The organism is Arthrobacter sp. WCS2018Hpa-7, assembly GCF_031843805.1.
In the GTDB taxonomy this organism is placed as follows: domain Bacteria; phylum Actinomycetota; class Actinomycetes; order Actinomycetales; family Micrococcaceae; genus Arthrobacter.
Window position 1 is genome coordinate 51,786 of record NZ_JAVTJB010000015.1, and the last position, 25,880, is coordinate 77,665.

Here is a 25,880-nt window from a genome sequence, read left to right on the forward strand (position 1 = left end):
CCACGCTGGTTCGTGACGGCGTCACACGGGAGCCGGCCTATTTTGTTTCGCAGGATGAGTCCTGAGCCGCTGGTGCCGTGGCGGCGGCCGCCGCTGCAGCAGCGGATGACAACGGGTAGAACCGCAGCTTCGCAGGGCCCAGATCGCCATCACCCAAAGCTTCCAGCGCTGCCTTGCACTCCACCAGCCTGCACAGGTTGCTTTCACTGAACGGGAACAGCACGTGCACGGCGGAGTTTTGGTACATGGCCATCGCGCCGGTGCCGGTAAGTTGCCCTTTGACGGCTTCTCCAAGCCGGGCCAACAGTGTCCAGCAATGGCTCCGGCTGTCTCGTGGTCCGGCCACGGAGATGATGGCCATGGCATGTGCGCCCGGGCAATCGGGCCCGGCCCCCATGGATGAGATTTCATGGATCCGCCGCTGGAAGTGTGCTTGCGTAGCCAGTCCTGTGTAGACATCCGTGCACGAGATCGGCGGTGCGGTTTCTGCAACCTCGGCCCAGCCTTCCGCCACTGACTGCAGGGCATCGACGTCCAGGGACCGTTCGGCCGCAGAGAAGAGCGCCCGGAAATCAGTCATGGTCTCACTGATGCTTACTCCATTCCTGGCCCGCGCCGCGCCCAGGGATTTGGCTGCAGGTGCCGGAACGGTCGCGCTGGCTGCCAATGAGGTGACGACAGTCCGGACTTCGGGCAAGAACCAGTCAGCATGGAAGCGCCAGCCCGTTTGGTAACTGGTGGTCTGCCATCTACGCAGCAAAAGGTGCCGGGAGAACGTGCACTCTGCGAATGATTTTGTCCGGAACGATGTCATATCCGAAGAGTGTGCGGAAATGCCGTTTCGTGACGAGGCGGACCGCAAATCGTTGCTAAAGACAGTGTACAAACAGCGTCACGTCTTGCCGCCTACCCCCACTCAATAGATATGGGCAGGATTATTTACGGTTTGGGGGTGCCTTAGATGGCACGAAGGTCACAAGCGGGCAGCCAAGTGGACGTCGACGTTGATAGCGACGGACACCTCATTGGCATGGTTCGTGCCGGCGAGATGTCCGCATTCGACGGGTTGTACGAGCGCCACATTTCCATCGCATCCACCGTAGCCAAGCGCAACGTGGACAATCTGAGCGATGCCGAGGACGTTGTTGCTGAGGCGTTCCAGTCCGTGCTGCAGAGCCTGGTGGCGGGCAAAGGGCCGGATACTTTCTTCCGGGCATACTTACTATCCACGGTGACCCGGCTGTCCCACCAGCGAAACCGAAAAGCCGGCAAGGTCCTGCCAAGCAGTGACGAATCTGTCCTGGACCAAACACTGGCAGATTCAGATTCAGCAGTGAGCGCTTTTGAATCACAAACGGTGACCAAGGCGTTCCATGCCTTGCCGGAACGCTGGCAGGCTGTGCTGTGGTACTTGGATGTTGAACGCATGAAGCCGGCGGCAGTCGCTCCCATTCTTGGGCTGTCTGCCAACGCGGTTTCTGCACTGGCACTACGCGCACGTGAGGGGCTGAGGCGACACTATCTTCAGCTCCACATCGCGGATCAGCCTGATGACGCCTGTGCAGCATTCGTCACGAAATTGGGCAACTACCTCCGGGGCGGACTCTCCAGCGCAGCGGAGCGCAAAGTTCGCGAGCATTTGAATGGCTGCTCCAAATGCACGGCAGCACTTGCGGAACTGAAGGACGTCGAGAACAGCATGCGGGTGGTGCTTCTTCCGCTGGTGACTGGTATCCCTGTGGCTGCGTGGGCCGTAAAGGGGGGTGGACTGGGCGTCCTCGGCGGGATGGCGCCCGCAAAGGCGGTGCTTGTCGCTCCCGCCCTCGCGAAACCCGCCGTGATGGCCGTCATTGCAGCGGCAGGCGTGGGGCTGGTGTTAGGGGCCGTGGGAATAGTGGACCAGCTAACCCCTGACGCATATATGGAAGAGCGTGCCGTCGAAACGGGCGCCCCGCCATTGGAAAAGGACCCAGTGCTGGTTACACCTTCAGCCTCCCCAACCAGCACGCCGGTTCCTGCGCCATCGGTCTTGGTTCAGCCGGTGCCGGTGGAAATCGTGCCCGCGGAGCCACTGCCGGAGCCATCAACGGAGCCAGAGGCGCCACCGGTTCAGGAGCCGGATCCCGTTCCGGTTACCACGTCCACTCCGACCGCGACTGCAACCGTTCCTTCTGTGGCGCCATCGAACCCGCCATCGGGGCGGGCACAGGTCTCCGGTACGGCCAGACGCACCTCTGAGGGATACTTCCGCGGCACGGCCATGGAAGTCGACTTTAACGCCTCAGGCACCCGGCCCCTGGGGGCAGGTACGGCGGTGTTTGCCGTGGGCCGGGATTCACGGATCGTGGAGAGCTCCATCGAGGCACCAGAAGGATGGTCGTGTTCCATGGCGGGTAGCACGGAAGTTACATGCAGCACGGATTCACTCCAGCGCAGCGATCTGCACTTCCATGTGACTGTGCAATCCAAGCGCCAGAAGTCCGACGGCGTACTGAGGTATTCCCTCAGCGGGAGCGGCCTGGCCACCGGGGAGTTTGAGTACCGCTACTAATTCGGATGACTGGGCAGCGTCACGAACCTCCTTCCCCGCTCACTACTTCAATGGCGGTCTCCGGAGATGAGAACCGAGCTAATTCGCTACGCATTATGGGGGCATTATGGAAGCAACGCTTTCTGCCGTTGCTGGTTTGTTGGGGATTCTGGTGGCTGTTTGGACTTTGGTTCCGACAGGCCGGAGTTGGTTTGCGCGAAAGTTCAGTTCACCGAACAAGCTTCGTTGGACGTTGGCGGGCTTGGGAAGCTTGCTGCTGGTAGCCCTCCTGGGGTGTGCCGTCGGACGGACACATCCTTCCTGGATGAATTCTGTGGTAGGGCTTGCTGCCGCGGGGCTGATCGTTGCGTGCCTTGTTGCGCCGGTGTTCCGGATCCGCCACAGGGTGGCTTCCCAGCCTCGAAGGGTGCTCGCCATCGGTGCGCACCCTGATGATCTCGAATTGGCCTGTGGTGCCACTCTCGCCAAGTTGTCCGATGCCGGCCATGACGTCAGGACCATGGTGATGAGTGGCGGGGGCAAGGGCGGAGACAGCAGTGTCCGGGCAACGGAGGCTGCTGCAGGCTCGGACTTCATGGGCGCCACCGCAGTTAGGGTCCACCATTTCCAGGACACCAACCTGTCCGAGCATGGGCAGGAGATGGTGAAAGCGATCGAGGAAGCCATTGAGGACTTCCGTCCGGACGTCGTCATCACGCATTCCCGCAATGACTATCACCAGGACCACCAAGCAGTTCACAGTGCCACCATGCGGGCGGCGCGGCGGCATTCCTCCATCTTGTGCTTTGAGAGTCCATCATCCACCCGACAGTTTGATCCCAGCGTTTTCGTCGACATCGCCGGGTATGTGGACGTAAAAATCCATGCCGTGGGCATGCACCGAAATCAAAAGGGCAAGCCGTACATGAGCGCTGAAAGGGTCCGCAGTCTCGCGGCCTTCCGGGGCTCACAAGTCAAGACCACTTATGCAGAAGGTTTTGAACCTGTTCGATTGCTCGGCTCTGCCGTAGGAGAGTTCTGATGGTACGCGTGCTGGTGACAGGTGTTGGCGGGCCGGCAGGGTCTTCCTTGGCACGTCAATTGGTGGGCCAAGGACATTGGGTTCTGGGCGTCGATATGAACCAGGTGCACGCTTCGGCGGCAGACGCTGTGTCTGTGGTGTCTCCCTCCAGCGCACCGGGCTACTTATGGGAACTTCGCGGACTCGTAGCCGCCCATGAGATAGAACTGGTGGTGCCAACCGTCAGCGACGAGCTGGTTTTGATGGCCGAGGCCAGCACCGATTTTGCTCGGGGAGTCGAGATCCTGATCGCGGACCCGGCACCCGTTCGGATTGCGAATGACAAATACCTCACCATGAAGTGCCTTGCCAACGCCAACGTGGATGTTCCGGATTTCGCGTTGCCGGGGGATTTCAGCTCAATCAATGAGGCAATGGCCAGGCTTGGCGGATCTTTGGTAGTCAAACCCCGGGTATCGAGGGGTGGACGTGGAGTCCAGATCCTGGAAAGGGCCGCCGACGGCGGAAGAAGGGCCGCGCGCATATGGTCCTCATTGGATGATTCCTGGATCGTGCAGCGGTTTGCGCCGGGCACAGAGTATGCGCCTGTGGTTTTCCGGTCCTGGCATGAGTCGGAGCAGGACGATCTTGTGGTGGTTCTGGAGAAGACAGCGCTCAAACACGGTCGCGTCGGCAACGCGCTCTCGGTCAGGAGAGTGGATACGCAGGAGGCTCCCGACGTCGCCCGGATGGCGGAAGCAGCCTCCGCCGCACTGGGACTGGCCGGTCCCGTCGACGTTGACGTCCGCCGAATGTTGGACGGAAGGCCGGTAGTTCTGGAGGTCAACGCCAGGTTCGGTGCCAACAGCGCCTACGCCCCCGAACTCCTGGAGCGGGTCCTGCAGAGTCATGTCCGCGGGATGATCCTGGGACGGGCTGTGTGAGTTTGCTTGACGCAGCCATAGTGTTCGTCCAGGTCGGAGGCTTGGTGATCCTGAGCTTCGGCATGGTCAAGGTCGCCTACGTTCCACTGGCCTTGTATTTCAACTGGTTCCACCGCTCCAAACCTCCAAAGCATCGCTACTCGGTTATCAGCCAGCGGCCCTTGGTATCTGTGATCGTCCCCGGCTACAACGAAGCCGTGGTCATCACCAAATGCGTCGAGTCGATCCTTGCGAGCAGGTATCTCCGGCTCGAGGTCATTCTGGTGGACGACGGCTCCACCGATTCCACCGCACGCATTATGGGGGGACTGGCGGACCAGTATGACAGGGTGCGCTTCCTGTCGCAGACGAACGCCGGGAAAGGTGCCGCCCTGAACTGTGGGATCACCGCAGCCCACGGTGACATCCTGATGTTCGTTGACGCTGACGGAATCTTTGCTCCGGACACGCTCATGAACATGCTCGAAGGTTTCGACCATCCAAAAGTGGGAGCGGTGTGCGGTGATGACCGGCCCGTGAACCTGAACCGCGTCCAAACCATGATGCTCGCAGTCCTGAGCCACGTAGGCACGGGCCTTGTCCGCAGGGCCCTTTCTTTGTTGCACTGCTTGCCCATTGTTTCCGGGAACATCGGTGCCTTTCGTAGCGACCTTGTGGGGCAACTGGGCGGATTCCACGAGGACACCCTTGGTGAAGACCTCGAACTGACGTGGAGGGTCTACAAGGCCGGCTACCGGGTTCGATTCCAGCCCAGCGCCTTGGTCTACGCTGAGTCGCCCTCCACCATGGGCGGACTATGGCGCCAGCGCGTGCGGTGGTCGCGCGGGTTGCTGCAAACACTCCGGATGCACACCGGGATGCTCGGGCGGCGTCGTTACGGGCTGTTTGGCATGTTCCTGGTGTTCAACGCCATCACCATGGTGGTGATCCCCGTGCTGCAACTGGCCATCTTGGCGGTCCTGCCCTTCCTCTATTTAGCAGGTGCAGGTCCGGTGCCGGGCCAGGTCTTCGCGATTCTTGGCTGGTTGGGCCTTTTCGTGTCTCTGGCCTTGGTGTGTTTTTCCATTGGTCTTAACCGTTCATGGCAGGATCTGCGATTCCTGTGGACTCTGCCGTTATGGCCCTTCTATTCAGTGTTCGTTGGACTGGCTTTGACCAGCGCAATCGTCAAGGAGATCCGTGGCACCCCGGCCAAATGGAACAAGTTGCAACGGACCGGTGTCATCAGCGTGATTGCTGCCGAGGGGAAACTCCGGAAAGAGGTGAGCGCTTGAACCGCGTAACCTCAGCCATTGCAGGCGCCGTCCTGGCCTCGACCCTGACCATGGTCTCCTGCGCCGGAGAACCACTTCGGAAGCCTGCGGACCGGATGGTCAACCTGGGCTTTGAGGACGTGGTGAACAGTGAGCCCGGCTACCTTGCGAAACTCTCAGAACGGTTGAATTCAGTGAATGCAACGGCGGTGTCCATTTCCGTTGGACGCACCGATTGGACAGCTTTCCCGTGGCCGGACCAAGCCGGGGCGGAAGCCAGCGAGGTTGCCCGGTCAGGACGGGACTTCGTGGCAGAGTCCATCGCAGCGCTGGAGACCGCGGATGACGGGAGCAAGCGCGCTGTCATCCTGACCATCGACGTCTTGTTGGACCGCGCGCTGAAGGAAGAACCTGCCCTTGCCGGGCGGAGCATCGACGGGGTGGCATCCGATTCCTTTGCGGGTGTGTGGTCATTGAGGCACGGCAAGGCCGGTACCCGGCTGGCTTCACTCGCCGCTGCTGTCGCCAAAAAGTACAAGCCCTCGGCCGTGAACCTCACAGAGCTCATGTTCGACGACTTCACTTTCGGCGGCAACGATCTTCAGGACTTCAAAGTCACCACCGGCTCGACGGACTGGCCCCGAAACGGCGACGGATCCATCGATGCTTCAGACCCACGTATCAATACCTGGCGCAGCGAAGCCATGGCGGACATCGTCCGCAAGGTGGGTGCCGCCGTCGAACCCTATGGTGTCAATCTGGACATGGACGTGCGCTCGCCGCGCGATTCACCGTCCGGGAACCGGGCGGACAGCGGACATGACTACGATCTCCTGCTCAAGCAGGTGGACCGGCTTCACGTGTGGGAGTATGTGGGGCTCAACAGCGAACGGTCACCGAAGACCAGGGAACTGGCTGAATCCATGAACCGTCGCGGGGGCTCCCGCATGTCCTTGTCGGTGGGACTTTGGTCCAATGAGGGCCGGATATCGGCTGGAGAATTCGGTACAGCATTGCGGGAGGCTGCGCTCGGCGGTGCGTCGTCAGTATCCGTGACGCCTGCCAGCCTCATGGAGGACCAGCACTGGGAGGAACTGAGGAAGGCCTGGGCCGGGGAGGTGCGGACTGTTGAGCCGATTCCCCGAGGAGTACGCTGACCGCATGGGGATGGAAACAGTGGTTGCAATCGTCATCAGTGGTGCCCTGATACTCGGCTCCATTTGGGCAGGCACGCGGCTTGTTCAACGGGGTGTTCGAGCGAAGGGGGCAACAGGGACCCTGGGGAGTGTCCTGTCCATGATTGAACCCGCGACCGGTGCGCCTACCAGGGTTGAGGCGGCTGCGGCGATTGAAGAGATGCGCCAGCGCCGGCACGAAAAACTCTCCGCTGGGCCCGGCCTGCCGCACGACGAGCTCATGAGCGGCAAGGTGGTCCTGCCCGGGAGGGGCGACCCCACCGCGTGATGCCAGAATCTGAGACGCATTCCATGGGTCGAGTTCGGGGCGGGTAAGATCCCGTAGGAAACCCTAGTAATCCGGCTCACAGTATCCAGCGCAGTGTACGGGCCAAAACCAGATCCCGAAGGTATGCATCCATGGTTCACACTGCCCCTCAAGACACCGATCTCGCTGCCGAATTGCGCGCCGACGTGCGCCGCGTTTCCACCCTTCTGGGTGAATCATTGGTTCGCCAACACGGTCCGGAACTGCTTGACCTCGTGGAGCAGGTTCGCCTGCTGACCAAGGAGTCAAAGGAAGCCGCGCGCGGCGGTGCTGATGCCACCGGCCCTTGGAGCGCGCACGACGTCGTAGCCCAGGTCCGCGAGTTACTCGCCTCCCTGCCACTGGACCAGGCGACGGACCTGGTGCGGGCCTTTGCGTTCTACTTCCACCTCACCAATGCGGCGGAACAGGTCCACCGTGTCCGTGGCCTTCGCACCCGGCAGGAAAAAGACGGCTGGTTGGCCAAAGCCGTTTCCGAGATCGCGGGCCAAGCGGGTCCCCAGGTCCTGCAGGACGTGATCAACGAACTCGATGTCCGCCCCATTTTCACGGCACACCCCACGGAAGCTTCACGCCGTTCCGTGCTGGACAAAGTCCGCAAACTCTCCGATGTCCTTGCCGAGCCCACGGCGGAAGGAACGTCCACGCGTCGTCGACAGGACCGGCAGCTTGCCGAAATCATCGACCAGATGTGGCAGACCGATGAGTTGCGCCAAGTCCGCCCCACGCCCGTGGACGAGGCAAGAAATGCCATCTACTACTTGAACAGCATCCTGACCGACGCCATGCCGGAAATGCTGACGGACCTCTCGGAGCTGCTGGCCGAGCACGGTGTCACTCTTCCTGCCGCCGCCGCGCCGCTGCGGTTCGGTTCGTGGATCGGTGGTGACCGTGACGGCAACCCCAACGTCACGGCTGCTGTTACCCGGGAGATCCTGCAGCTGCAGAACCAGAACGCCGTGCGCATCAGCATCGCCCTAATCGACGAACTCATATCGGTGCTCTCCAACTCCACGGCACTTTTTGGGGCCGATCAGGTGCTGCTGGACTCCATCGCAAAGGACCTCAAGAACCTCCCGGGGCTGGACAAGCGCATCCTTGAACTGAACGCTCAGGAGCCGTACAGACTCAAGCTGACGTGCATCAAGGCCAAGCTCATCAACACCGGTCGCCGCGTTTCGGCCTCGACGTATCACGAACCCGGCCGCGACTACGCCACCACGTCCGAGTTACTGGCCGAGTTCGGTCTGCTCGAGGATTCGCTGCGCAACCATTCGGCCGCGCTGGTGGCAGACGGCGCGCTGGCCCGTGTTCGCCGGGCAATAGCTGCCTTCGGCCTGCATCTGGCAACACTGGACATCCGCGAGCACGCCGATTACCACCACGATGCTGTTGGACAGCTTGTGGACCGGCTCGGCACGGAGAAGCCCTACAGCGGCCTGAGCCGTGAGGAGCGCTTCACGTTCCTCGGAGCTGAACTGGCGTCGCACCGCCCCCTTTCAGGGCATCCCATCAAGCTCGAGGGCACTGCCGACGGTACGTACGACGTCTTCCGCAGCATCAGGCAGGCACTGCACACTTATGGGCCGGACGTCGTGGAGACCTACATCATCTCCATGACCCGTGGTGCCGATGATGTCTTGGCCGCTGCGGTCCTGGCCCGCGAGGCAGGCTTGATTGACCTCTTCGGCGCCAAGCCGCACGCCAAGATTGGCTTTGCCCCGCTGCTGGAAACCGTGGAAGAGCTGCGCGCTTCCGCTGAGATCGTGGACCAGTTGTTGTCCGATCCGTCATACCGGGAACTTGTCCGTCTCCGCGGCGACGTCCAGGAGGTCATGCTGGGTTACTCCGATTCCAACAAGGAATCCGGTGTGATGACCAGCCAATGGGAGATCCACAAAACCCAGCGCAAACTGCGCGATGTTGCGGCCAAACACGGCGTCCGCGTCCGCTTGTTCCATGGCCGCGGTGGTTCCGTGGGCCGCGGCGGCGGACCGACATACGACGCCATCATGGCGCAGCCGAATGGTGTCCTTGAAGGTGAGATCAAGTTCACCGAGCAAGGTGAGGTCATTTCGGACAAGTACTCCCTGCCCGAACTGGCGCGCGAAAATCTTGAGCTCTCCCTCGCCGCCGTCATGCAAGGCTCGGCCCTGCACCGTACCCCACGTACGTCCGAGGACGAGCGCGAACGCTACGCGAACGTCATGGAAACCATCTCCGACGCAGCCTTCGACCGCTACCGCACACTGATCGATGATCCTGAGTTGCCGGCCTACTTCCTCGCCTCCACCCCGGTGGAGCAGCTGGGTTCGTTGAACATTGGATCGCGCCCGTCCAAACGCCCGGACTCCGGTGCAGGCCTCGGCGGTCTTCGTGCCATTCCGTGGGTCTTTGGCTGGACCCAGTCCCGGCAAATCGTTCCGGGGTGGTTCGGCGTGGGCTCGGGCCTGAAGGCTGCCCGCGAGGCAGGCAACACGGACCAGCTCGTCGAAATGATGGACCGCTGGCACTTCTTCCGCTCGGTGATCTCCAACGTGGAAATGACGTTGGCAAAGACTGACATGGAAATTGCCGGGCACTACGTTTCCTCGCTGGTCCCGGAGGGACTGCACCGCCTGTTCCACATGATCCGTGACGAGTATGAGCTCACCGTGGCCGAAATCGAGCGTCTGACCGGCGAGATCGAACTCCTCGATGCCCAGCCGACCCTCAAGCGGTCGCTGGAGATCCGCGACCAGTACTTGGATCCGATCAGCTACCTTCAGGTGGAGCTGCTCCGCCGCGTGCGCGAAGAGTCCGTGTCCGGAGCCGAGATCGACGAGCGGCTGCAGCGGGCCATGCTCATCACGGTCAACGGCGTGGCCGCGGGCCTGCGCAACACCGGCTAGCAAACGCCCACTCACATCCCTCGGGGTTTCAAGGATCCCTCTCTCACTTGGTGAGAGAGGGATCCGCCCGAGGGCGCGGGACGTGAGAGACGGTTAGGGTGGTGGGATGCCGTCGTTCCAAACCAAGTTGAAGATCACTGGCCTCAAACCGGGAAATGCGCCTGAGTCAGTGATGGCCGCAGCGGTGGAAGCCTTGGAAACCCGCCACCACGTGGAATCGAACCAGCTGGATATCGTGGGCGGCGTCCCCCAAATCAGCCTGCGCTTCACAGTGGGTGACCGCGATTATTCCGGTGAGAACGACGAAGCCCGGACGTCGGCAGCCATGATGCGCGACGCCGTCGAACGCGTGGCCATCACGGGCAGCCTGTACGTACTGCGCCGCAGCCGCGGACGCTGGTCCCCGGTCTGACGACGCTGGTCGCCGACCTGCGTCAAGGAAGTTACTCTGGCTGGGGTACGTCGCCGGGCTTATCGGCGTCGTAGGGCTCGTCAACGGGTGAGCGGCTGCCACGGCGCCGCGTGACGATCAGCCCGACCACCACGCCGATCACCAGGCCGACGCCCACGCCGATGAGGGAACTGGCCCAAAACGGCAGCTTGGTGGTGGAGCCAGTGAAGTAGCCAAGGCCCACTTGCCAGACCGCCCAGAGGACCGCGCCCAAGCCGGCGCAGAGGCTGAAACCGCGGACGGACACGTTGGCGATGCCCGCTGCCGAGGACGTTGCGAGCCTGCCTCCGGGGATGAATCGTGCGCCGATAATGGCGCCGTAAGTGGAGGAACGTCCGGCTTTGGCGATGGCTTCGTGTATGCCGCGATGGACCCGGCGGCCCCACGACCACCGGTCCAGGACATGGCTGATGCGCCGTTTGAACAGGACAAAAACCGCCATGTCGCCGAGCCAGGATGCGAAAGCGGCGAGGAAGAGAATCAGCCAGAAGTTGGCGTGGCCGTCGGCAGCGAGGGCGCCGCCGGTGATCACCACCATTTCCGAGGGGATGGGCGGGAAGATGGCGTCGCCCAGCACAATGGGGACGATCCACAGATAAATCGCGGATCCCCACGTCTCCGGGGCGGTGATGTCCATGGGCACAAGGTACCGCACTTGCCGCATCCGCCGCTCCGGCGCGAGACTGGCGCCATGAGAATCGACATTTTGAAGGGGGACATCACCACCCGCCCGGTGGACGCGATCGTCAACGCCGCCAACTCGTCTCTGCTCGGTGGAGGGGGAGTGGACGGGGCCATCCACAGGGCAGCTGGCCCGGAACTCCTCAAGGCATGTCGCGAGGTGAGGCGGACGGCCTTGCCGGACGGGCTGCCGGTGGGCGCTGCCGTCGCGACCCCCGGGTTCGGGCTTCCCGCCCAGTGGGTGGTGCATACGGTGGGGCCCAACAGGCATGCCGGGCAGACGGATCCGGCGCTGCTCGCCTCGTGTTTCCACGAAAGCCTGAGGGTGGCGGCCGGGCTTGGTGCCAGGACGGTCGCCTTCCCTGCGATCAGCGCGGGAATTTACGGATGGGACGCCCGTCAGGTTGCCGAGGTAGCGTTCGACGCCGTGAGGTCGTTTTCGTCGTCGGCTTCAGCAGGTGCGGCTGCGGACAGCCCGCTTGAGGTAGTGGAGTTCGTGGTACTCGGAGGATACGACGGCGGTCTTCCGGACGGTGTTCGGTTCCTCGCCGGGGTTTGATTCCTGACCAGGGTCCGACGACTGAACCGGCGAACGGCAGACCCTGCCTTTACGCTGCTGCAGGCGCGCTCCCGGGGACTTCTGCAGCACGCTTGTGGCCCAGGAACTTGCCCGCTTTGAAGTACCAATACGGCCAGGCGATCCACGCGGATGCCCCTGCCAGGACGCCAGCGCCCATGATCGCGAACCTCAGCCATTCCGGACCGGGAATCAGGAAGCCCAGACCTGCCACCGGAAGTCCGATGACCAGTGCCCCTCCAATGAACCGGCCAAGCCTGGCCAGTCCGAGCGGGTAACCTTCCACGGTACGCAGCTTGTTATTCGCTGTGAGGAACCAAGCAGCCTGGGTGGTGATCGCAGCGACGGACACTGCGGTGGATGGCTCGAACGCCAGGACCTTGAGCACCAAGAGGGCGGAACTGGCGGCACCGGCTGCGCAGGCTGCCACAGTGATCCATTTCAACGGTTCGGTCCACGGTGCTTTCGGAAGGCGCTTGTGGACCTGGAGGATCACAGGAATGACAAGGATGTTGAAGACTGCGCCCGTAGCGTCGTTGATGGTTCCGAAAACGAAAGGTCCACCCCTGGGCACTTCCACGGCGTACATGGCTGCGAGGGTCACGACGCCGGTCACTCCCACTGCGGCAGCGGAGTACGCAAAGACCGCAGCAGTCCTGTCGCCTGGTATTTCCACCAAATTGTCCATCACAGCTCCCGGAGAAGACCCAGAATCCTCATGGTAGTCCTGCGCTGAGCCGTGCGAAACAGGTGCCGTGAAAGGCTCCCGCCGGGTACTCAGGCGTGGGCTAGGCTGAGCTCCAACTGGCTGCGGTACTCCACGGGTTGTTTGGTGATGGGGTCAACAAACCGGATGCCGCGGGCAAGGAGTTGGAGCGGCTTGCTGTAGTCATCCGGGGCCTTGTCCAGCAGGTCCGGGTAGAAGGCATCATTGATGATTCCCAGCCCCAACGATGCCATGTGGACGCGAAGTTGATGGGTTTTTCCGGTGTGGGGTTCCAGCCGGTACAGCGCGCGCTGGTGGGTGCCGGCGTCGAACGTTGTTGTTTGTTCGATCCGCGTTTCGGCGTTCGGTTCACCGTCGATCACTTCGGCGAGCAGGTAGCTTCGGGACTTGGTCATGCGGTTGCGGACCACGGCGGGGAACTCGACGGCGGGAAAGCCTGCGGCGGGCGTCGCGGCGGACACGCACTCGTATTCCTTCTGGACCTGGCGCTTCTCGAAAAGCACCTGGTAGTTGCCGCGCGTTTCCGGGTTGGTGGAGAGCAGCAGCAGGCCGGCTGTCATGCGGTCCAGGCGGTGCATGGGGATGAGGTCCGGGAGGTTCAGGAGGTTCCGGAGCCGGACCAGCGCGGATTCCTGGATGTAGGTGCCGCCGGGAGTGGTGGGGAGGAAGTGCGGCTTATCCACCACCAGGATGTGCTCGTCTTGGTGAAGGATAGTGATTTCCACGGGCAGCCGCGTCTCGGGCGGGAGAGTGCGGTAGTACCAAATGAAGGTGTGGTCCTTCAGTTTGGTGCTGCGATCGAGGGGAACACCGCCTTCACCCACGATCTCGCCGGCGTCGAACCGGTCCTCAATACCCTGAGGATCGATGTGTCCCCAGCGGTGCATCATGTAGTCCATGGCGGTGGTCCACGGGCCCTCGTCCGGGAGGCGCAGACGGGTCGCGTTCACGCCGTCGCGCACGGGGAGGGGGGATTGCATCACCGGACAATTCTACTGGCGTTGAGTTGTGGGGCCCGCTGTGCGCCCTGATTCGCGCGCGAGGCACGCAGAGCGGGCCTCACAACGGAACCAACCGACGATAAAAAAGTTCTTGACAAGAAAAGTTGTCGGTGACCATGCTTGAAGCATGTTGGACATCGAAGTGATCGAGGACCCGGCCGCGGCGGAAGCGTCGCTGGACCCGATCCGCACCCGCATCCTCCACGAGCTCGCCGAGCCCGCGTCCGCCACACAGTTGGCCCTCAGGGTCGGTTTGCCGCGGCAAAAAGTGAATTATCACCTCAAAGCCCTCGAACGGCACGGGCTGGTTGAGCTGGTGGAAGAGCGGCGAAAAGGCAACGTCACCGAGCGCGTGGTGCGTGCGACGGCGGCCTCCTACCTGATCTCGCCCGTCGCCTTGGCATCGGTGGCCCCGGACCCACGACGCTTCGCAGACCGCTTCTCCGCGTTTTGGCTTCTCTCCCTTGCCTCGCGCACCGTGCAGGAAATGGGCAAGCTCATCTCCGGCGCCGCTGCAGCGAAGAAGAAGTTGGCCAGCTTCGCGATCGACGGCGAGATCACGTTCCGCTCCGCGGCGGAACGCGCAGCGTTCGCCGAAGAGCTGGGCGTGGCGGTGACCCAACTGGTGGATAAGTACCACGACGGCGGTGCTGCCGCGGAGGCGGGCGGGGCGCGCAAGCACCGGCTCGTCGTCGTGCTTCACCCCGCACTCAAGACGCCCCCGCAACAAGAGCACTCAACAGATCAAACAGCAGAAAAGGACCAAAGCAATGACTGACAACCGGAAATTCGAAATTGTGGCGGACGCCGAACTGCCCGGAACCCCGGAGCGCGTGTGGGAGGCTGTTACCAAGGACACTCCCGCGTGGATGTTCCCCACGGATCAGTGGCCGGACGTAAAAACCGTCCAGGAATATCCCGCGCACTTGGTGTCACGGATGGATGGCCCGGACGGCTGGTTCAACCAGTTGGAGCACGTCCTGGAGCCTCTCGAAGGTGGCCGTGCCAAGCTGCACTATGTCCACAGCGGCATTTTCGCCGATAACTGGGACGAGCAGTACGACGGTGCCAGCAAGCATACGGAGTTCTACCTGCACACGCTGGGTCAGTACCTGCAGTACTTCGACGGCAAGCCCGTAGTGTTCACCGACATCCAGGCGCCGGCCTCTTCACAGACCCCTGGCGGTTTCCTGCAGCTGAAGAAGGCACTGGGCGTGGAGGATGTTGCTGCCGGTTCGCGATTCGACCTGGACGCCGACGGCGTGGGGCGGCTCAGTGGCGAAGTGGACTTCTCCAACGAGAACTTCCTGGGACTGCGGACCGGCGACACCCTTTACCGCTTCTTCGGTCGGAATGCTTTCGGCGCTCCGGTGGGCATGACCGTGCACGATTTCAGCGGCTCCGGCGACTCGGAGCTCACGACCAAGACCTGGGGCGCATTCCTGGAGAAGGTCTACGCGTAAGCGAAACCGGCTAGGCGGCCCAGGCCCGGGCTACGGAGTCCAGGGCCGCCTCGTAGAATCGTGCCCAGTCCGTGGCGGGGTCATTCATTTGCGCCAACTCTAGGCTGACCAGTCCGTGGACCTGGCCCCAAATCGCCATCGCCACCATGGTGGGATCGTCGTTGCGGAGCACGCCGGTTGACTGGGCAGCCACCACCGCCTCCACCAAGGGGAGCATGGAATCCGAGGCGACGTCCGGCGTCGGGCTGCAGTCAACGTAGGCAGCCAGCGCGCCGCCGAACATGAGCCGGTACAACGCTGGATGCTCCAAGGCCCACACCCGGTAGGCGCGCCCAAGCTCCAGCAGTCCGCCCTTGGCGGCTTCCTTTTGGGACTCGCCGAAGGAGCGAAAGCCGTCGTCGACGGCGGCCGTCAGCAGTTGCGCTTTGCCGCCGAACAGGGAGTAAATGGCCGTGGTGGAGGTCTCTGCCGCGGCGGCGACGTCCCGAAGGGTGACGCGGGCAGGTCCTTCGCGGTCCACGAGGTCTGCGGTGACGGCCAAGAGGCGTTGCTGAACATGTTGATCATGAACGATGGGTCTTGCCATGCCTTCAAGTGTTTCATAACATTGTTTCATAACAACGTTACGAAACTCGAAGTCGAGACCGCAGTCAGGAAGGATTCACATGGCACAGGAGATTTTCCCCGGTCGCTTCACGGCGGACATCGGGCGCGACACCGTGACCGTTTTCCTCATCGGGATGCGCGCCAACCGGTGGTGGAAGATGGGCCGAGTGGCGAAGGTTGCCTCGGCCATGCCCACCATGATGCGGCACCTCGCTGCGAACCCCGAAGCTGGACTACTCGGCAGTGAGCAGTGGTTCGGGCGGACCACCGTGCTGCTCAGTTACTGGGAAAGCCCAGAGCATCTTCGCAAATTTGCTGCTGACAAGAATTCGCCGCATCTGGGGCCGTGGCGGAAATTCATGAAGGAGATTGCGGGCAGCGGGGACGTTGGCGTGTGGCACGAAACGTACCAGGTTCCGGCGTCGGGCATTGAAGTGGTTTACAACGGAATGACGCTGTTCGGACTGGCCAAGGCAACCTCGCATGTCCCAGTGGGCCCCGGCAGCAACACGGCGAAGCAGCGCATGGGCGGGACGCGGAGTGCGGCGGCTTAGGCAACCGCGACGACGGCGGGCCGCTCGGCCTTGAGGGTGCGGCGCAGGTGGGGTGCGGCGTCGAGCGTGTCCTGGGCGGCGCGGAGCGCTCCGACGGCGAACTCCAACTGCGCGGGCGGCAACGTGTAGGGCACACGCAGGTAGTGCTCGAACGCTCCGCCCACACCAAAGCGGGGACCGGCGGCCAAGCGGAGCCCGAAGTCCGGTGCGAGCACTGTCAGCGCTGTGCTGCACGGTGAGGGGAGCCGGCACCAAACGGTGAGTCCACCCTGTGGTCGCTCCACCTCCCAGTCCGGCAGGTGCTGCGCAAGCAGTCCCAACAGCGCTTCCCGGTTGTGCCTCAGCTCCTCCAATCGGGCGGCCAATGGCTCTGAGAATGACCTGATCAGGCGCGCGGCCGCCAGCTGCTCCACCACGGGGCCGCCCAAATCCATGACGGTCCTCGTAGCAACAAAACGGGCAATCAGGGCTTCGTCTGCCCGGATCCACCCGGTCCTGAGGCCTGCCCAATGGGATTTGCTCAGCGACCCAATGGACACCACCGAAGGACTGAAGGACGACATCGGAGCCGTGCGGACGCCGTCGAGATTCAACCCGCGCAGCGTCTCATCCACTACCAGTACGGTCCCGGACGCAGTTGCCGCGCGCACCAAACGCCGCCGCTGCAGATCCGACATGATGCGCCCTGTTGGATTGTGGAAGTCCGGCACGAGATAGGCCATGGCGGGTCGCTGGTGGTTCATGGTGGCGACCATCGCGTCGATGTCCCAGGCCGGAGAGGTACTCGACTGTATTACGGGCAGCGCAACTGGCAGCGGTTTGCAGCCGGCGGAGCGGATGGCGTCCAGCGCGTTGGGATAAGTGGGGTGTTCCACCATGACCCGGTCCTGCTTTCCGGCGAGCGTCCGCAACACGATATTGAGGGCATGCTGGGCGCCGGAGGTGATCAGGATCTGGCCGGCTGTGGTGGGCGCGCCCTCGGCGGTGTATTTTTCCGCGATGGCTTCACGCAGGGCGGGTACGCCCACAGCGTCGTACCCGAAGCCCGGCAAGAGTGCAGGCAGTTCGGTCAGTGCCTCCGCGAATGCCCTGTGCACCACTTCTCCGGCGGCGGGAAGCGACGCATAGGCCAGGTCCAGCAGCCCGTCCGGAACAGCAAGGCCCGGTGCACTGACTGGCGCCGTGCGGTGCGGGATGCAGGTCCTGCCGCGGCTGCCCTGCCCGGCAGTGAGGAAACCCTGCTCGCGCAGGCTCGCGTACGCGGCGGTGACGGTAGTGCGGCTGAGGCCGAGTGTTTGGGCCAGCGCGCGTTCGCTCGGCAGCGCGACGTCCAGTGGGATGCGCCCATCCATCACCAGCAATCGCACGACGTCGGCCAACTCCCGGTAGGCGGGCAGGGCGCCGGAGTTCCAGGAGCCCAGGAGGCGGACGAGTGCAGTGGGATTCAATGAGCCGGACATAAGACCAGTATTCCAAACTGGCTATGGAATACAAGGCCAGTTCTCTTGGATGATGGACATCATGATGACCCGAAGAATCACACAACTCCTGATTGGCCTCGCGATGTATGGCATCTCCCTGGCCATGTTCATCCGGGCCGGCCTTGGCTTGGACCCCTGGGACGTGTTCCACCAAGGCGTGTCCCAGAAGACTGGCCTCAGCATTGGCGTTGTGGTCATCGCGGTCAGCTTCCTTGTCCTGCTCCTCTGGATTCCGTTGCGGCAAATGCCGGGGATCGGAACCATCGCCAACGCGGTGCTCGTGGGACTCTTTGCCGACCTCGGTCTGTGGCTCATTCCGGAGTTCTCCCACCTTGGAGGCCAGATCGCCATGCTTGCCGGAGCCGTGATCCTCAATGGCATCGCTTCTGCCTGCTACATCGGAGCACGGCTCGGCCCCGGCGCCCGCGATGGCCTCATGACAGGCCTGGTCCGCCGTACCGGATGGTCGGTTCGACTGGTGCGCACCGGCATCGAAGTGGTGGTCCTTGCCGTAGGTTTCCTGCTGGGAGGCTCGGTAGGCGTGGGAACCGTGGTCTACGCCTTGGCCATTGGCCCGATCGTGCAAGTGCTGCTGCCGAAATTCATGGTCCCGGAAGTGTCCAAGGCAAAGGACGGCACGGCTTCCGGTCCGGCAACGGAACCCGTGGAAGCCGTACCGACAGCGCCAGCTGCCTCGTGAATCCGGGGCGCACAGCCGGGCGGCCGGTTGTGCGCACCCGTGTGCTGTGCGCACCCGTGTGCTGAGCGTCGCTGGCGCTTTCCCACTGCTTGTGACGGGCTATGGGGCCGGCTGGCAGCGGGGGCAGAAGTAGATGTCCCGTTCCTCAGTCCCATCCGGGGCCGCCAGGAGCGCGCGGCGGACAGTGGTCCCGCACCGACGGCACGGTTGGCGTTCCCTGCCGTAAACCCAATACCCGGGCCTCATGGCGCGGGGACCAAGAGTACTGCGCCGCCCCGGACCGAGGTTTTCACCGAGGAGGCGCTTGGCATCGTTGATGGTCTTGGCCAGATCCGGCACTTCGCCCACCGGGAGCGTTGGGTGGATGCCGGAGAGGAAGCACGCCTCGCACCGGTAGATATTGCCGATGCCTGCGAGCTTACGCTGGTCCAACAAGGCGAAACCCACGGTGATGTCCGGCTCAGCCCGTAGCCTCCGCAGAGCTTCTTCCTCGTCCCAATCAGGGCCGAGGAGGTCCGGTCCCAAGTGTCCAACAATCTTGTCTTCCTCGGCGGTGGGCACCACTTCCAGGATGCCCAGCGAGAACCCCACCGCGTCGGCCGAGGCTGTGCGGAGCACGCACCGTGCCGTGTGGCCGGGTTTGGTCCATCGACCACCCGGCGGATAGATCATCCAGTTCCCCTCCATCTTCAGGTGGGAATGGATGGTCAGGGCACGCGGCCTTTTGCTGGCACCGGGTTCCTCGTCCACTGGGCCCGTGAGGCGCATCAGGAGGTGTTTGCCCCGTGGGACCACCTCGGTCATGGACCACCCTGCGAGGTTCAGCGTGGCGAAGCGGGGCACACGGAAGTCTGAGGCCGTGATGGTTTGCCCGGCCAAGGCCTCGTTCAGCCGCGACGCAGCGCGCCAAATGGAATCACCCTCAGGCACGGATCCGCAGTCCCTTCGGAGTGGAGTAGGCGCCGGCTGCTGCCAGGGCAACGGCAATGGGGGTTTCGAGGAGGTCGTGCCCGTTGACCTTCTCCATGAAGAGCTTGTCCACGGCGCCGCGGCGCACTACATCCACCAACGCCTGGGCTGCCAGTGTCAGCACGGCCTCGTCTTGGTTGAAGGTGAGCAGCGTCTTGCCGCCGCGTTCCACGTAAAGGACCAACGCGCCGTCGACCATCACCACCAGCGCTCCGGCTTTCCGTCCGGGACGGTGCCCGGACCCGGCGTCGACTGACAACGCGGGCCACGGAAGGGCGGCCCCATACGGGTTGGCTGGATCCGTTGCGGCCAATGCCAACGCCGACGGTTCTGCTTTGGAAATACGGGCATCCTCGGTGAATGATCTCAGTCGGTCCACTGTTGCGGGGACCGCGAACTGGGCAGCTCCCAAATGCTCGATGAAGTAGCCGCGGCGGCACCGGCCTGCCTCCTCCAACCGGGCAAGCACTTTGTACATGAGCCCGAAGCCGCCAATGATGTTCTCCGCCATGACCGAACCGCGGGTCACCACGCCATACCTGTCCAGCAGCAATTCGGCGGTGCCGCGGGCATGGATGGTGGGATCCAATTCCGGGGCGGGCAGGGCCGACCAACGGCCCACAGCAGACGGTGGTGCAGCTGCAATCCCGCCTGGAACCGAACCGTAGCGGCCACCGGTAAGCCCAGGCGAGCCCAGCAGACCTGACCCATGGGAACGGCCCAGCCTGCTGAGGCGCGGAGCCCGTGCCCTGGGGGCCTTAGCCACCTGCCGGTGGGCGGTTTTGCCACCGGCGATCATGGCGCGCACCGGGGCGAACGTATCTCCTGTCACCCGGCCGGCCCAGACCAGGTCCCACAGAGCGGAGACCACGGCGTCGTCACTTAACACTGCGTCCATGCCGCCGGCCACGTCCGTGAGTTGCCGGAAGAAGTAGCCACCGCCTGCGCTGAAGTGCTCCAAAAGCCGCTGCTGTGCGTCGCCGGGTTCGAACTCGGGGGACGGGCTGAGGGTCAGCTCAGCGGAATCGGCCACGTGGAGGCTGATCCAGCCGTCGTTTCCGGGCAGGGACCCTGCCCCGGACCAGAGGAGTTCGCCGGCGGCCATCAGTTCGTCCAGCATGGCGGGTTTGTAGTCCGCCACCCGGCTTGCCAGTACCAAAGGCTCCCAAGCTGAGGCGGGGATCGGAACCCCGGACAGCTGGTCCACGGCCGTGATGATGCCGTCCAGTCCGCGCAACGCCTGGCTCCGCGACTTCCCCGGTGCGGTGACATTTTGCCAGGCCGGCAGGAACCGCCCATAAGCGGCAGTGTCCACGGGCTCCACTTCGGCGCGGAGGGCAGCCAGGGAACGACGACGCAGCTTGCGCAGAACTTCGGCATCGCACCACTCGCTGGACGGCGGGGCGTCCAGGGTCATGAGCTCGCGATCTGCGCCTTCCGCTGTGGGTTGGGGTTCGGCCACAGCGTGTGGACGGAACTCTCCCTCCACCACCCGGCCGTCCCCGGCCAGGCGTTTCAGGGCCGTGTTGACCACCGCGACACCGAGTCCCAACCTCGAGGCCGCTTCCGACGCCGTGAAGGGCCCGTGGGTGCGGGCATACCGGGAGACGAGGTCACCCAAAGGATCATGGACCGGTTCAATGAACGCCAACGGAACACCCATAGGCAAGGGAACGCCGATTGCGTCGCGAAGTCTCGCGGCATCCTCCACTGCAGAGAAGCGTTCGACGCCGCCAATGGTCACCTTGAGTGCACGGTTGGCTTTCTGCAGGGCAGCCAAGTGGGATCCGGCGTCGGTGACCGTGCCTGATGGCGCGGCCGGCGGAGCTTCGTCCAGGTGTTCGGCGCCGTCCGGATGATCTGCGCTGACATGCTCCTCCAGCGTGTGCTGCGCTGTTTCAGCTGTCTCCACTCCTTGAAGCCGTTCCGCCACTTCTTCAACGCTGAGCGGACCCAACAACCGGAGCAGGTCAGCGACGCCCTCCATCCCGCGCACTCGGCGGTCCGGGGCCAGCCGCTGTAGTTCCCTTTCCGTGGAATCGATGACTGCGGCGTCGAGGAGCTCGCGCAGTTCCACACGCCCAAGGAGTTCGTTGAGGAGAGTGGAGTCCAACGCCAGGGCAGCAGCCCTGCGTTCTGCCAAGGGGGAGTCGCCCTCGTACAGGAATTGGGCCACATAGCCGAATAAAAGCGACTTCGCGAAGGGGGAGGGCTGCTGCGTTGTGGTCTCCACGATCCTGAGCTCACGGCGCTCCACGGATGCCGCAATGTCTTTCAACGCGGGCAGATCGTAAACATCCTGCAAACATTCGCGCACTGTTTCGAGCACGATGGGAAAGGACGGGTACTTCCGGGCGACGTCCAGCAATTGGGCCGAGCGTTGCCTCTGCTGCCACAGCGGCTGCCGTTTGGCCGGGTTTTGGCGTGGCAAGAGGAGCGCCCGCGCCGCACACTCGCGGAACCGGGAGGCGAACAGGGCGCTGCCACCTACTTCAGTAGTGACGATCTGCTCCAGTTCCTCCGGATCGAAGAGGAACAATTCAGCACCGGGTGGCTCATCCTCCATCATGGGCACGCGCAGGACGATGCCATCATCGGCCGCCATCGCGGACCCATCCAGGCCGTAGCGCTGTTGGAGTCGTTGGCCCACGGCCAGCGCCCACGGAGCGTGGACGGGCATGCCGAAGGGGCTGTGGAGCACCACCCGCCAATCGCCCAGCTCGTCATGGAAACGCTCCACCACCAGCGTTCTGTCGCTGGGAACAATCTCCGTGGCTTCCTTCTGTTCCCTGAGGTACTGGAGCAGGTTGCTTGCCGCGAAGGCATCCAGACCACTGGCTTGGCAGCGTTCCATGGCGGGAGCCTCGTCCGCTGCGGAGAGTTCCCGGATAAACGCGCCCAAGGCCCGGCCCAGGTCAACGGGCCTGCCGAGCGAATCACCCTTCCAGAAGGGAAGCTTCCCCGGCTGGCCGAAGGCAGGGGAGACCAGCACGCGGTCGTGCGTGATGTCCTCGATCTTCCAACTGGTGGCGCCCAGCGCAAAGACATCGCCGACCCTGGATTCGTACACCATTTCCTCGTCGAGTTCACCCACACGGCGGCCGCCCTTGGCCGCGCGGGCCGAGGCAGTGGGTTCACTCCCGTTACCGCTGCCGGGGGAAGCTGATCCCTCGACTTCCGTGCCGATGATGTACACGCCGAACAATCCCCGGTCCGGGATGGTGCCACCGGAGGTCACTGCCAAGCGTTGGGCTCCGGGCCTGCCCTCAATGGTTCCTGCATGCCGGTCCCAGATGATGCGTGGCCGGAGCTCGGCGAACTCGTCCGAGGGGTACCGGCCGGCCAAGAGGTCCAAGGTGGCTTCAAACGCTGATCGCGGCAGGCTGGCGAACGGTGCAGAACGCCGGACGGTGCTGAACCAGTCTTCGACGTCGATGCTCCCCAAGGCAGTTGCCGCGACCGTCTGTTGGGCCAGGATGTCCAAGGGATTCGTGGGGATGCTCAACCGCTCAATCTGCCCACTGAGCATGCGTTCCACCGTGACGCTCGTGTGCAGGAGATCCGCCCTGTGCTTGGGGAACAGCACACCTTCGGAAATCTCGCCCACTTGGTGTCCGGCGCGGCCTACCCGCTGGAGGCCACTGGCCACCGACGGTGGAGACTCCACCTGGATGACCAAGTCCACAGCACCCATATCGATGCCAAGTTCCAGTGAGGAGGTTGCCACCACGCACCGGAGCCTGCCGGACTTGAGGTCGTCCTCGATCATGGCTCGCTGGTCTTTGGACACCGAGCCGTGGTGGGCGCGGGCTAATACGGGATCGGCGCCGGTGGTACTGCCGGCCTGCGCCATCATGTGAGCCGGCGTGGCGGTGGACGCCGGCACTGAGGATGCCGGAGCTGTGGACACAGGAGCTATGGACCCCGAAACGCCGGAGCTTGCCTCCGGTGCTGCCCACTCTCCGCCGCCCACTGCCATCAATTGTCGTTCGGCGTAGATTTCATTGAGCCGTGCCGTCAGGCGCTCTGAAAGGCGGCGGGAATTGGCAAACACAATGGTGGATTGTTTGGAGAGGACCAGATCCACAATCTGTTCCTCCACATGCGGCCAGATGGAGGCCTGGGGCTGCAGTCCCGACGCCGGGCCCGAATCGAATGCCCCCGCGGCACCCTGGAGGTCTGACATGTCCTCCACAGGCACGGTGACGGTAAGGTTCCAGTTTTTCTTGGACGGCGGAGCCACGATTTCCACCGGTGCCTGACCTGCCAGGAACTGCGCCACCAACTCACGCGGTTGGACGGTAGCCGAGAGCCCGATGCGCTGCGCTGGCTTGGGAAGCAATGCATCCAGGCGCTCCAGCGAGACGGCAAGGTGTGCCCCGCGCTTGGTGCCCGCAACGGCATGCACTTCGTCGATGATGATGGTGTCCACTTCGCTGAGCGTCTCCCTGGCACGGGAGGTCAGCATAAGGAACAGGGACTCCGGAGTGGTGATCAGGATGTCCGGTGGGTTGGTCAACAGCGTACGGCGATCTGCCGCCGTCGTATCTCCTGAACGGACACCGACCGTGACGAGAGGTGCAGGCAGCCCTAAACGCTTGGCGGTCTGGGTGATGCCAATCAGTGGTGCCCGGAGGTTCCGCTCAACGTCCACGCCGAGGGCTTTCAGCGGTGAGATATAGAGGACACGTGTTTTGGTCTTGGGGCGTTTGGCCCGGCCTTTGCCGTTGGCAGGGACAGTCTCCAACCCCGGAAGGGTGTCCGACGGGGTGGAATGCAGCCGGTCCAACGCCCACAGAAAAGCTGCGAGGGTCTTACCGGAACCGGTGGGAGCCACGACCAAGGCATGCGAACCTGACGAGATCGCGTTCCACGCCCCGTCCTGCGCGGGGGTGGGCTCGGAAAAAGCGCCGAGGAACCATTCCCTGGTTGCCTGGCTGAAACGGCTGATGGCGCCATCCGACGCCTGCGGCTCCTGCATTCCTCCATCATGCCCCACGGCCCCGACAGAATAAGACGGAGCCGTGGAGACAGTGTCAGACTGCCTGGAATGCTGTGATGGTCAGGAGCTTGATACCGGCGTTGCTGCACGCATCATGCGCCTCGGCGACGAACAGCGACGCGGTGTCGTTCGGCGGGTAGATACGGAAACCGGCAGCGGGGACCTTGGTGCAATCGCCGTAGTTTCCGGCCTGCGTGTAGCGGATTTCGGCCCACGCCGACTTACCTGGGGCCAGTTCGATCTTGGTGACCGGGGTGGTCGTTTCGCGGGTTGCCGGTTCGCCGATCGGTTCACCACTGGCCTCGGCGGTCAGTGAGACGCCGGCGAAGCCTTCCAGTGTGCACGGCGTGGTGCCGGAGTTCGTCAGGATCAGCTTCTCGTAAATGCTGCCTGCCGCTCCGCCGCCGGTTGAATCGGTAGCCGCAGTCAGGGACGCTGCCTTGCACTGGGTGGCGCCTGCTGGCGCAGCCGACGTGGTGGGCGCCGATGGCGTCATTGTGGCCGTTGCCGAAGGTGAGCTGGGAGTCGACGAAGCCGACGGGGTTGAAGAAGTGGGCGGGGCACTGCTGGTTCCCGCCGGGCTGGGGCTTGGCCCGCAGGCTGCCAGGAGCAGCAGTGAAGCGGCTGCCGTCGTCGTCACAAGTCCGGTTTTAATGCGCTGAGTCCACATGGGCACCAGCCTTGTCCCGGCCGTGACGTGAGTCAATTCAGCCACGGCGAAGGACCTGGATTGGCGCCCGGATCGTAATCTTCCGGGCGCCAATCCAGAGGTCAACTACTTGGAGGAATCAGCCTTGACCACCGCGGGCTTGGCAGCGCGGCTGCGGAAGAACGCCGCACCGCCCAGGCCCAAACCAGCGATGCCGGCGATGAGGCCCGCCCAGCTGCGTGCCTGCGAACCGTCGTCGGAGGTCACTGCGGAAGCCTGCTCTGTGGAGACGGCGGTTGCAGCGTGGTGGTCACCTTCTGCAGCAGCAGGGGTGATGGTGACCGACGGCGCCGGAGCCTTGAGATCGTGGGGGTCCTGGCCCTCCTTGGCGATCTCGGACCAATCGGTCTGGCCTTGTTCGCAGGTCTGCAGCGTGGGGAAGTAGAGGGTCTTGCCGACGGCGTCCGGCAGCTTGACGGACAGGACCAATGCGTCACGCAGGTGAGGGTCAAGCGGAGCCTTGGCCGTGTACACAATCTGGCTTGTGCGCTTGGTGATGGTGGTTCCGTCATCCAGCTTCTTGGGCTCGGCGAGGGTCTCCGTGACCTTCTCCACGGTCCAGTTCGGGTTGACGGTCGGCTGTGCGTCATTCAGCTCTTCGGGGAGTGAAATGGCAACCTTTGTGGTGCCGAACGTGTCGCAACCGTGGGGGATGCCGAAAGTGACCAAAGCGTACGAGTTGGCAGCGGTCTTGTTCGGGTCGGCGGAAACGTGGGCGGAGGCTCCGGCCAGGCCTGCCATCATCAGGGCGGCGGTTCCACCGGCGACGGCGGTAGCGGAAAGGGTGCGACGGAGGGCGGACTTGTTCATGGGATTG

General features: G+C 63.5%; 24 protein-coding genes. 14 read left to right on the top strand and 10 right to left on the bottom strand.

Annotated elements, in window-relative coordinates; translation table 11 throughout:
- Positions 1 to 37: 37 nt before the first annotated feature.
- Positions 38 to 580 (bottom strand): hypothetical protein, encoded by a 543-nt coding sequence (locus RQH14_RS15870; RefSeq protein ID WP_311214136.1) that lies wholly within the window; start codon positions 578 to 580, stop codon positions 38 to 40.
- Between the two features lie 10 nt (positions 581 to 590).
- Here RQH14_RS15870 and RQH14_RS15875 point away from each other — a divergent pair, with 10 nt between their 5' ends.
- The 9 genes from RQH14_RS15875 (at position 591) to RQH14_RS15915 (ending at position 10,554) form a co-directional block, all read left to right on the top strand.
- Positions 591 to 734 (top strand): hypothetical protein, encoded by a 144-nt coding sequence (locus RQH14_RS15875; protein WP_311214137.1) that lies wholly within the window; start codon positions 591 to 593, stop codon positions 732 to 734.
- A gap of 227 nt (positions 735 to 961) precedes the next feature.
- Positions 962 to 2,551, top strand: coding sequence for a sigma-70 family RNA polymerase sigma factor (locus tag RQH14_RS15880; protein WP_311214138.1), 1,590 nt, complete (start codon positions 962 to 964; stop codon positions 2,549 to 2,551).
- Between the two features lie 304 nt (positions 2,552 to 2,855).
- Positions 2,856 to 3,572 carry a PIG-L deacetylase family protein gene (locus tag RQH14_RS15885; protein ID WP_311214139.1) on the top strand — a complete coding sequence of 239 codons (717 nt, stop codon included), beginning with the start codon at positions 2,856 to 2,858 and terminating at the stop codon, positions 3,570 to 3,572.
- The gene (locus tag RQH14_RS15890) at positions 3,572 to 4,495 is read left to right on the top strand and encodes an ATP-grasp domain-containing protein (RefSeq protein ID WP_311214140.1); all 924 of its coding nucleotides are present in this window, start codon (positions 3,572 to 3,574) and stop codon (positions 4,493 to 4,495) included. The genes RQH14_RS15885 and RQH14_RS15890 overlap by 1 nt, the downstream gene beginning before the upstream one ends.
- Positions 4,492 to 5,769, top strand: a complete 1,278-nt coding sequence (locus RQH14_RS15895; RefSeq protein ID WP_311214141.1) for a glycosyltransferase family 2 protein — start codon at positions 4,492 to 4,494, stop codon at positions 5,767 to 5,769. Before RQH14_RS15890 ends, RQH14_RS15895 begins: the two co-directional genes overlap by 4 nt.
- On the top strand, positions 5,766 to 6,905 hold the full coding sequence (locus tag RQH14_RS15900) for a hypothetical protein (RefSeq protein ID WP_311214142.1): 1,140 nt from the start codon (positions 5,766 to 5,768) through the stop codon (positions 6,903 to 6,905). Before RQH14_RS15895 ends, RQH14_RS15900 begins: the two co-directional genes overlap by 4 nt.
- 4 nt (positions 6,906 to 6,909) lie before the next feature.
- Positions 6,910 to 7,212, top strand: coding sequence for a hypothetical protein (locus tag RQH14_RS15905; protein WP_311214143.1), 303 nt, complete (start codon positions 6,910 to 6,912; stop codon positions 7,210 to 7,212).
- A 131-nt stretch (positions 7,213 to 7,343) separates the two neighbouring features.
- Positions 7,344 to 10,142, top strand: a complete 2,799-nt coding sequence (gene ppc / locus RQH14_RS15910; RefSeq protein WP_311214144.1) for a phosphoenolpyruvate carboxylase — start codon at positions 7,344 to 7,346, stop codon at positions 10,140 to 10,142.
- Between the two features lie 106 nt (positions 10,143 to 10,248).
- Positions 10,249 to 10,554, top strand: coding sequence for a hypothetical protein (locus tag RQH14_RS15915; RefSeq protein ID WP_089593699.1), 306 nt, complete (start codon positions 10,249 to 10,251; stop codon positions 10,552 to 10,554).
- Between the two features lie 31 nt (positions 10,555 to 10,585).
- On the opposite strand, the gene RQH14_RS15920 is transcribed toward RQH14_RS15915, so the two are convergent.
- Complete coding sequence (locus RQH14_RS15920; protein ID WP_311214145.1) at positions 10,586 to 11,230, bottom strand: VTT domain-containing protein; 645 nt, start codon at positions 11,228 to 11,230, stop codon at positions 10,586 to 10,588.
- Positions 11,231 to 11,284: 54 nt separating this feature from the next.
- On the opposite strand from RQH14_RS15920, the gene RQH14_RS15925 reads away from it, so the two are divergent.
- Positions 11,285 to 11,833, top strand: a complete 549-nt coding sequence (locus RQH14_RS15925) for an O-acetyl-ADP-ribose deacetylase (RefSeq protein WP_396136315.1) — start codon at positions 11,285 to 11,287, stop codon at positions 11,831 to 11,833.
- A 49-nt stretch (positions 11,834 to 11,882) separates the two neighbouring features.
- On the opposite strand, the gene RQH14_RS15930 is transcribed toward RQH14_RS15925, so the two are convergent.
- Both RQH14_RS15930 and RQH14_RS15935 read right to left on the bottom strand, forming a co-directional pair.
- Positions 11,883 to 12,539 carry a hypothetical protein gene (locus RQH14_RS15930; RefSeq protein WP_311214146.1) on the bottom strand — a complete coding sequence of 219 codons (657 nt, stop codon included), beginning with the start codon at positions 12,537 to 12,539 and terminating at the stop codon, positions 11,883 to 11,885.
- A gap of 89 nt (positions 12,540 to 12,628) precedes the next feature.
- Positions 12,629 to 13,558 (bottom strand): pseudouridine synthase, encoded by a 930-nt coding sequence (locus tag RQH14_RS15935; protein WP_311214183.1) that lies wholly within the window; start codon positions 13,556 to 13,558, stop codon positions 12,629 to 12,631.
- A gap of 148 nt (positions 13,559 to 13,706) precedes the next feature.
- Here RQH14_RS15935 and RQH14_RS15940 point away from each other — a divergent pair, with 148 nt between their 5' ends.
- The gene (locus tag RQH14_RS15940) at positions 13,707 to 14,357 is read left to right on the top strand and encodes a helix-turn-helix domain-containing protein (protein ID WP_311214147.1); all 651 of its coding nucleotides are present in this window, start codon (positions 13,707 to 13,709) and stop codon (positions 14,355 to 14,357) included.
- Positions 14,350 to 15,042: an SRPBCC domain-containing protein gene (locus RQH14_RS15945; RefSeq protein WP_311214148.1), complete on the top strand. Its 693-nt coding sequence runs from the start codon at positions 14,350 to 14,352 to the stop codon at positions 15,040 to 15,042. Before RQH14_RS15940 ends, RQH14_RS15945 begins: the two co-directional genes overlap by 8 nt.
- A 10-nt stretch (positions 15,043 to 15,052) precedes the next feature.
- On the opposite strand, the gene RQH14_RS15950 is transcribed toward RQH14_RS15945, so the two are convergent.
- Positions 15,053 to 15,628 (bottom strand): TetR-like C-terminal domain-containing protein, encoded by a 576-nt coding sequence (locus tag RQH14_RS15950; RefSeq protein ID WP_311214149.1) that lies wholly within the window; start codon positions 15,626 to 15,628, stop codon positions 15,053 to 15,055.
- A 79-nt stretch (positions 15,629 to 15,707) separates the two neighbouring features.
- Here RQH14_RS15950 and RQH14_RS15955 point away from each other — a divergent pair, with 79 nt between their 5' ends.
- Positions 15,708 to 16,202 (top strand): DUF4188 domain-containing protein, encoded by a 495-nt coding sequence (locus tag RQH14_RS15955; protein ID WP_311214150.1) that lies wholly within the window; start codon positions 15,708 to 15,710, stop codon positions 16,200 to 16,202.
- On the opposite strand, the gene RQH14_RS15960 is transcribed toward RQH14_RS15955, so the two are convergent.
- Positions 16,199 to 17,662, bottom strand: a complete 1,464-nt coding sequence (locus tag RQH14_RS15960) for a PLP-dependent aminotransferase family protein (protein ID WP_311214151.1) — start codon at positions 17,660 to 17,662, stop codon at positions 16,199 to 16,201. The two genes, RQH14_RS15955 and RQH14_RS15960, sit on opposite strands and share 4 nt — an antisense overlap.
- A gap of 61 nt (positions 17,663 to 17,723) precedes the next feature.
- Here RQH14_RS15960 and RQH14_RS15965 point away from each other — a divergent pair, with 61 nt between their 5' ends.
- On the top strand, positions 17,724 to 18,383 hold the full coding sequence (locus tag RQH14_RS15965) for a hypothetical protein (RefSeq protein WP_311214152.1): 660 nt from the start codon (positions 17,724 to 17,726) through the stop codon (positions 18,381 to 18,383).
- Positions 18,384 to 18,482: 99 nt separating this feature from the next.
- Here the strand turns inward: RQH14_RS15965 and RQH14_RS15970 are convergent, their stop codons facing one another.
- The 4 genes from RQH14_RS15970 to RQH14_RS15985 all read right to left on the bottom strand — a co-directional run bounded on the left by RQH14_RS15970 (position 18,483) and on the right by RQH14_RS15985 (position 25,873).
- Entirely contained in the window at positions 18,483 to 19,313 is an 831-nt protein-coding gene (locus tag RQH14_RS15970; RefSeq protein ID WP_311214153.1) for a DNA-formamidopyrimidine glycosylase family protein, read from the bottom strand.
- Complete coding sequence (locus RQH14_RS15975) at positions 19,306 to 24,333, bottom strand: DEAD/DEAH box helicase (protein WP_311214154.1); 5,028 nt, start codon at positions 24,331 to 24,333, stop codon at positions 19,306 to 19,308. Before RQH14_RS15975 ends, RQH14_RS15970 begins: the two co-directional genes overlap by 8 nt.
- Positions 24,334 to 24,388: 55 nt before the next feature.
- Positions 24,389 to 25,024: a DUF4232 domain-containing protein gene (locus tag RQH14_RS15980; protein ID WP_311214184.1), complete on the bottom strand. Its 636-nt coding sequence runs from the start codon at positions 25,022 to 25,024 to the stop codon at positions 24,389 to 24,391.
- A 105-nt stretch (positions 25,025 to 25,129) separates the two neighbouring features.
- Complete coding sequence (locus RQH14_RS15985) at positions 25,130 to 25,873, bottom strand: YcnI family protein (RefSeq protein WP_311214155.1); 744 nt, start codon at positions 25,871 to 25,873, stop codon at positions 25,130 to 25,132.
- Positions 25,874 to 25,880 lie beyond the last annotated feature (7 nt).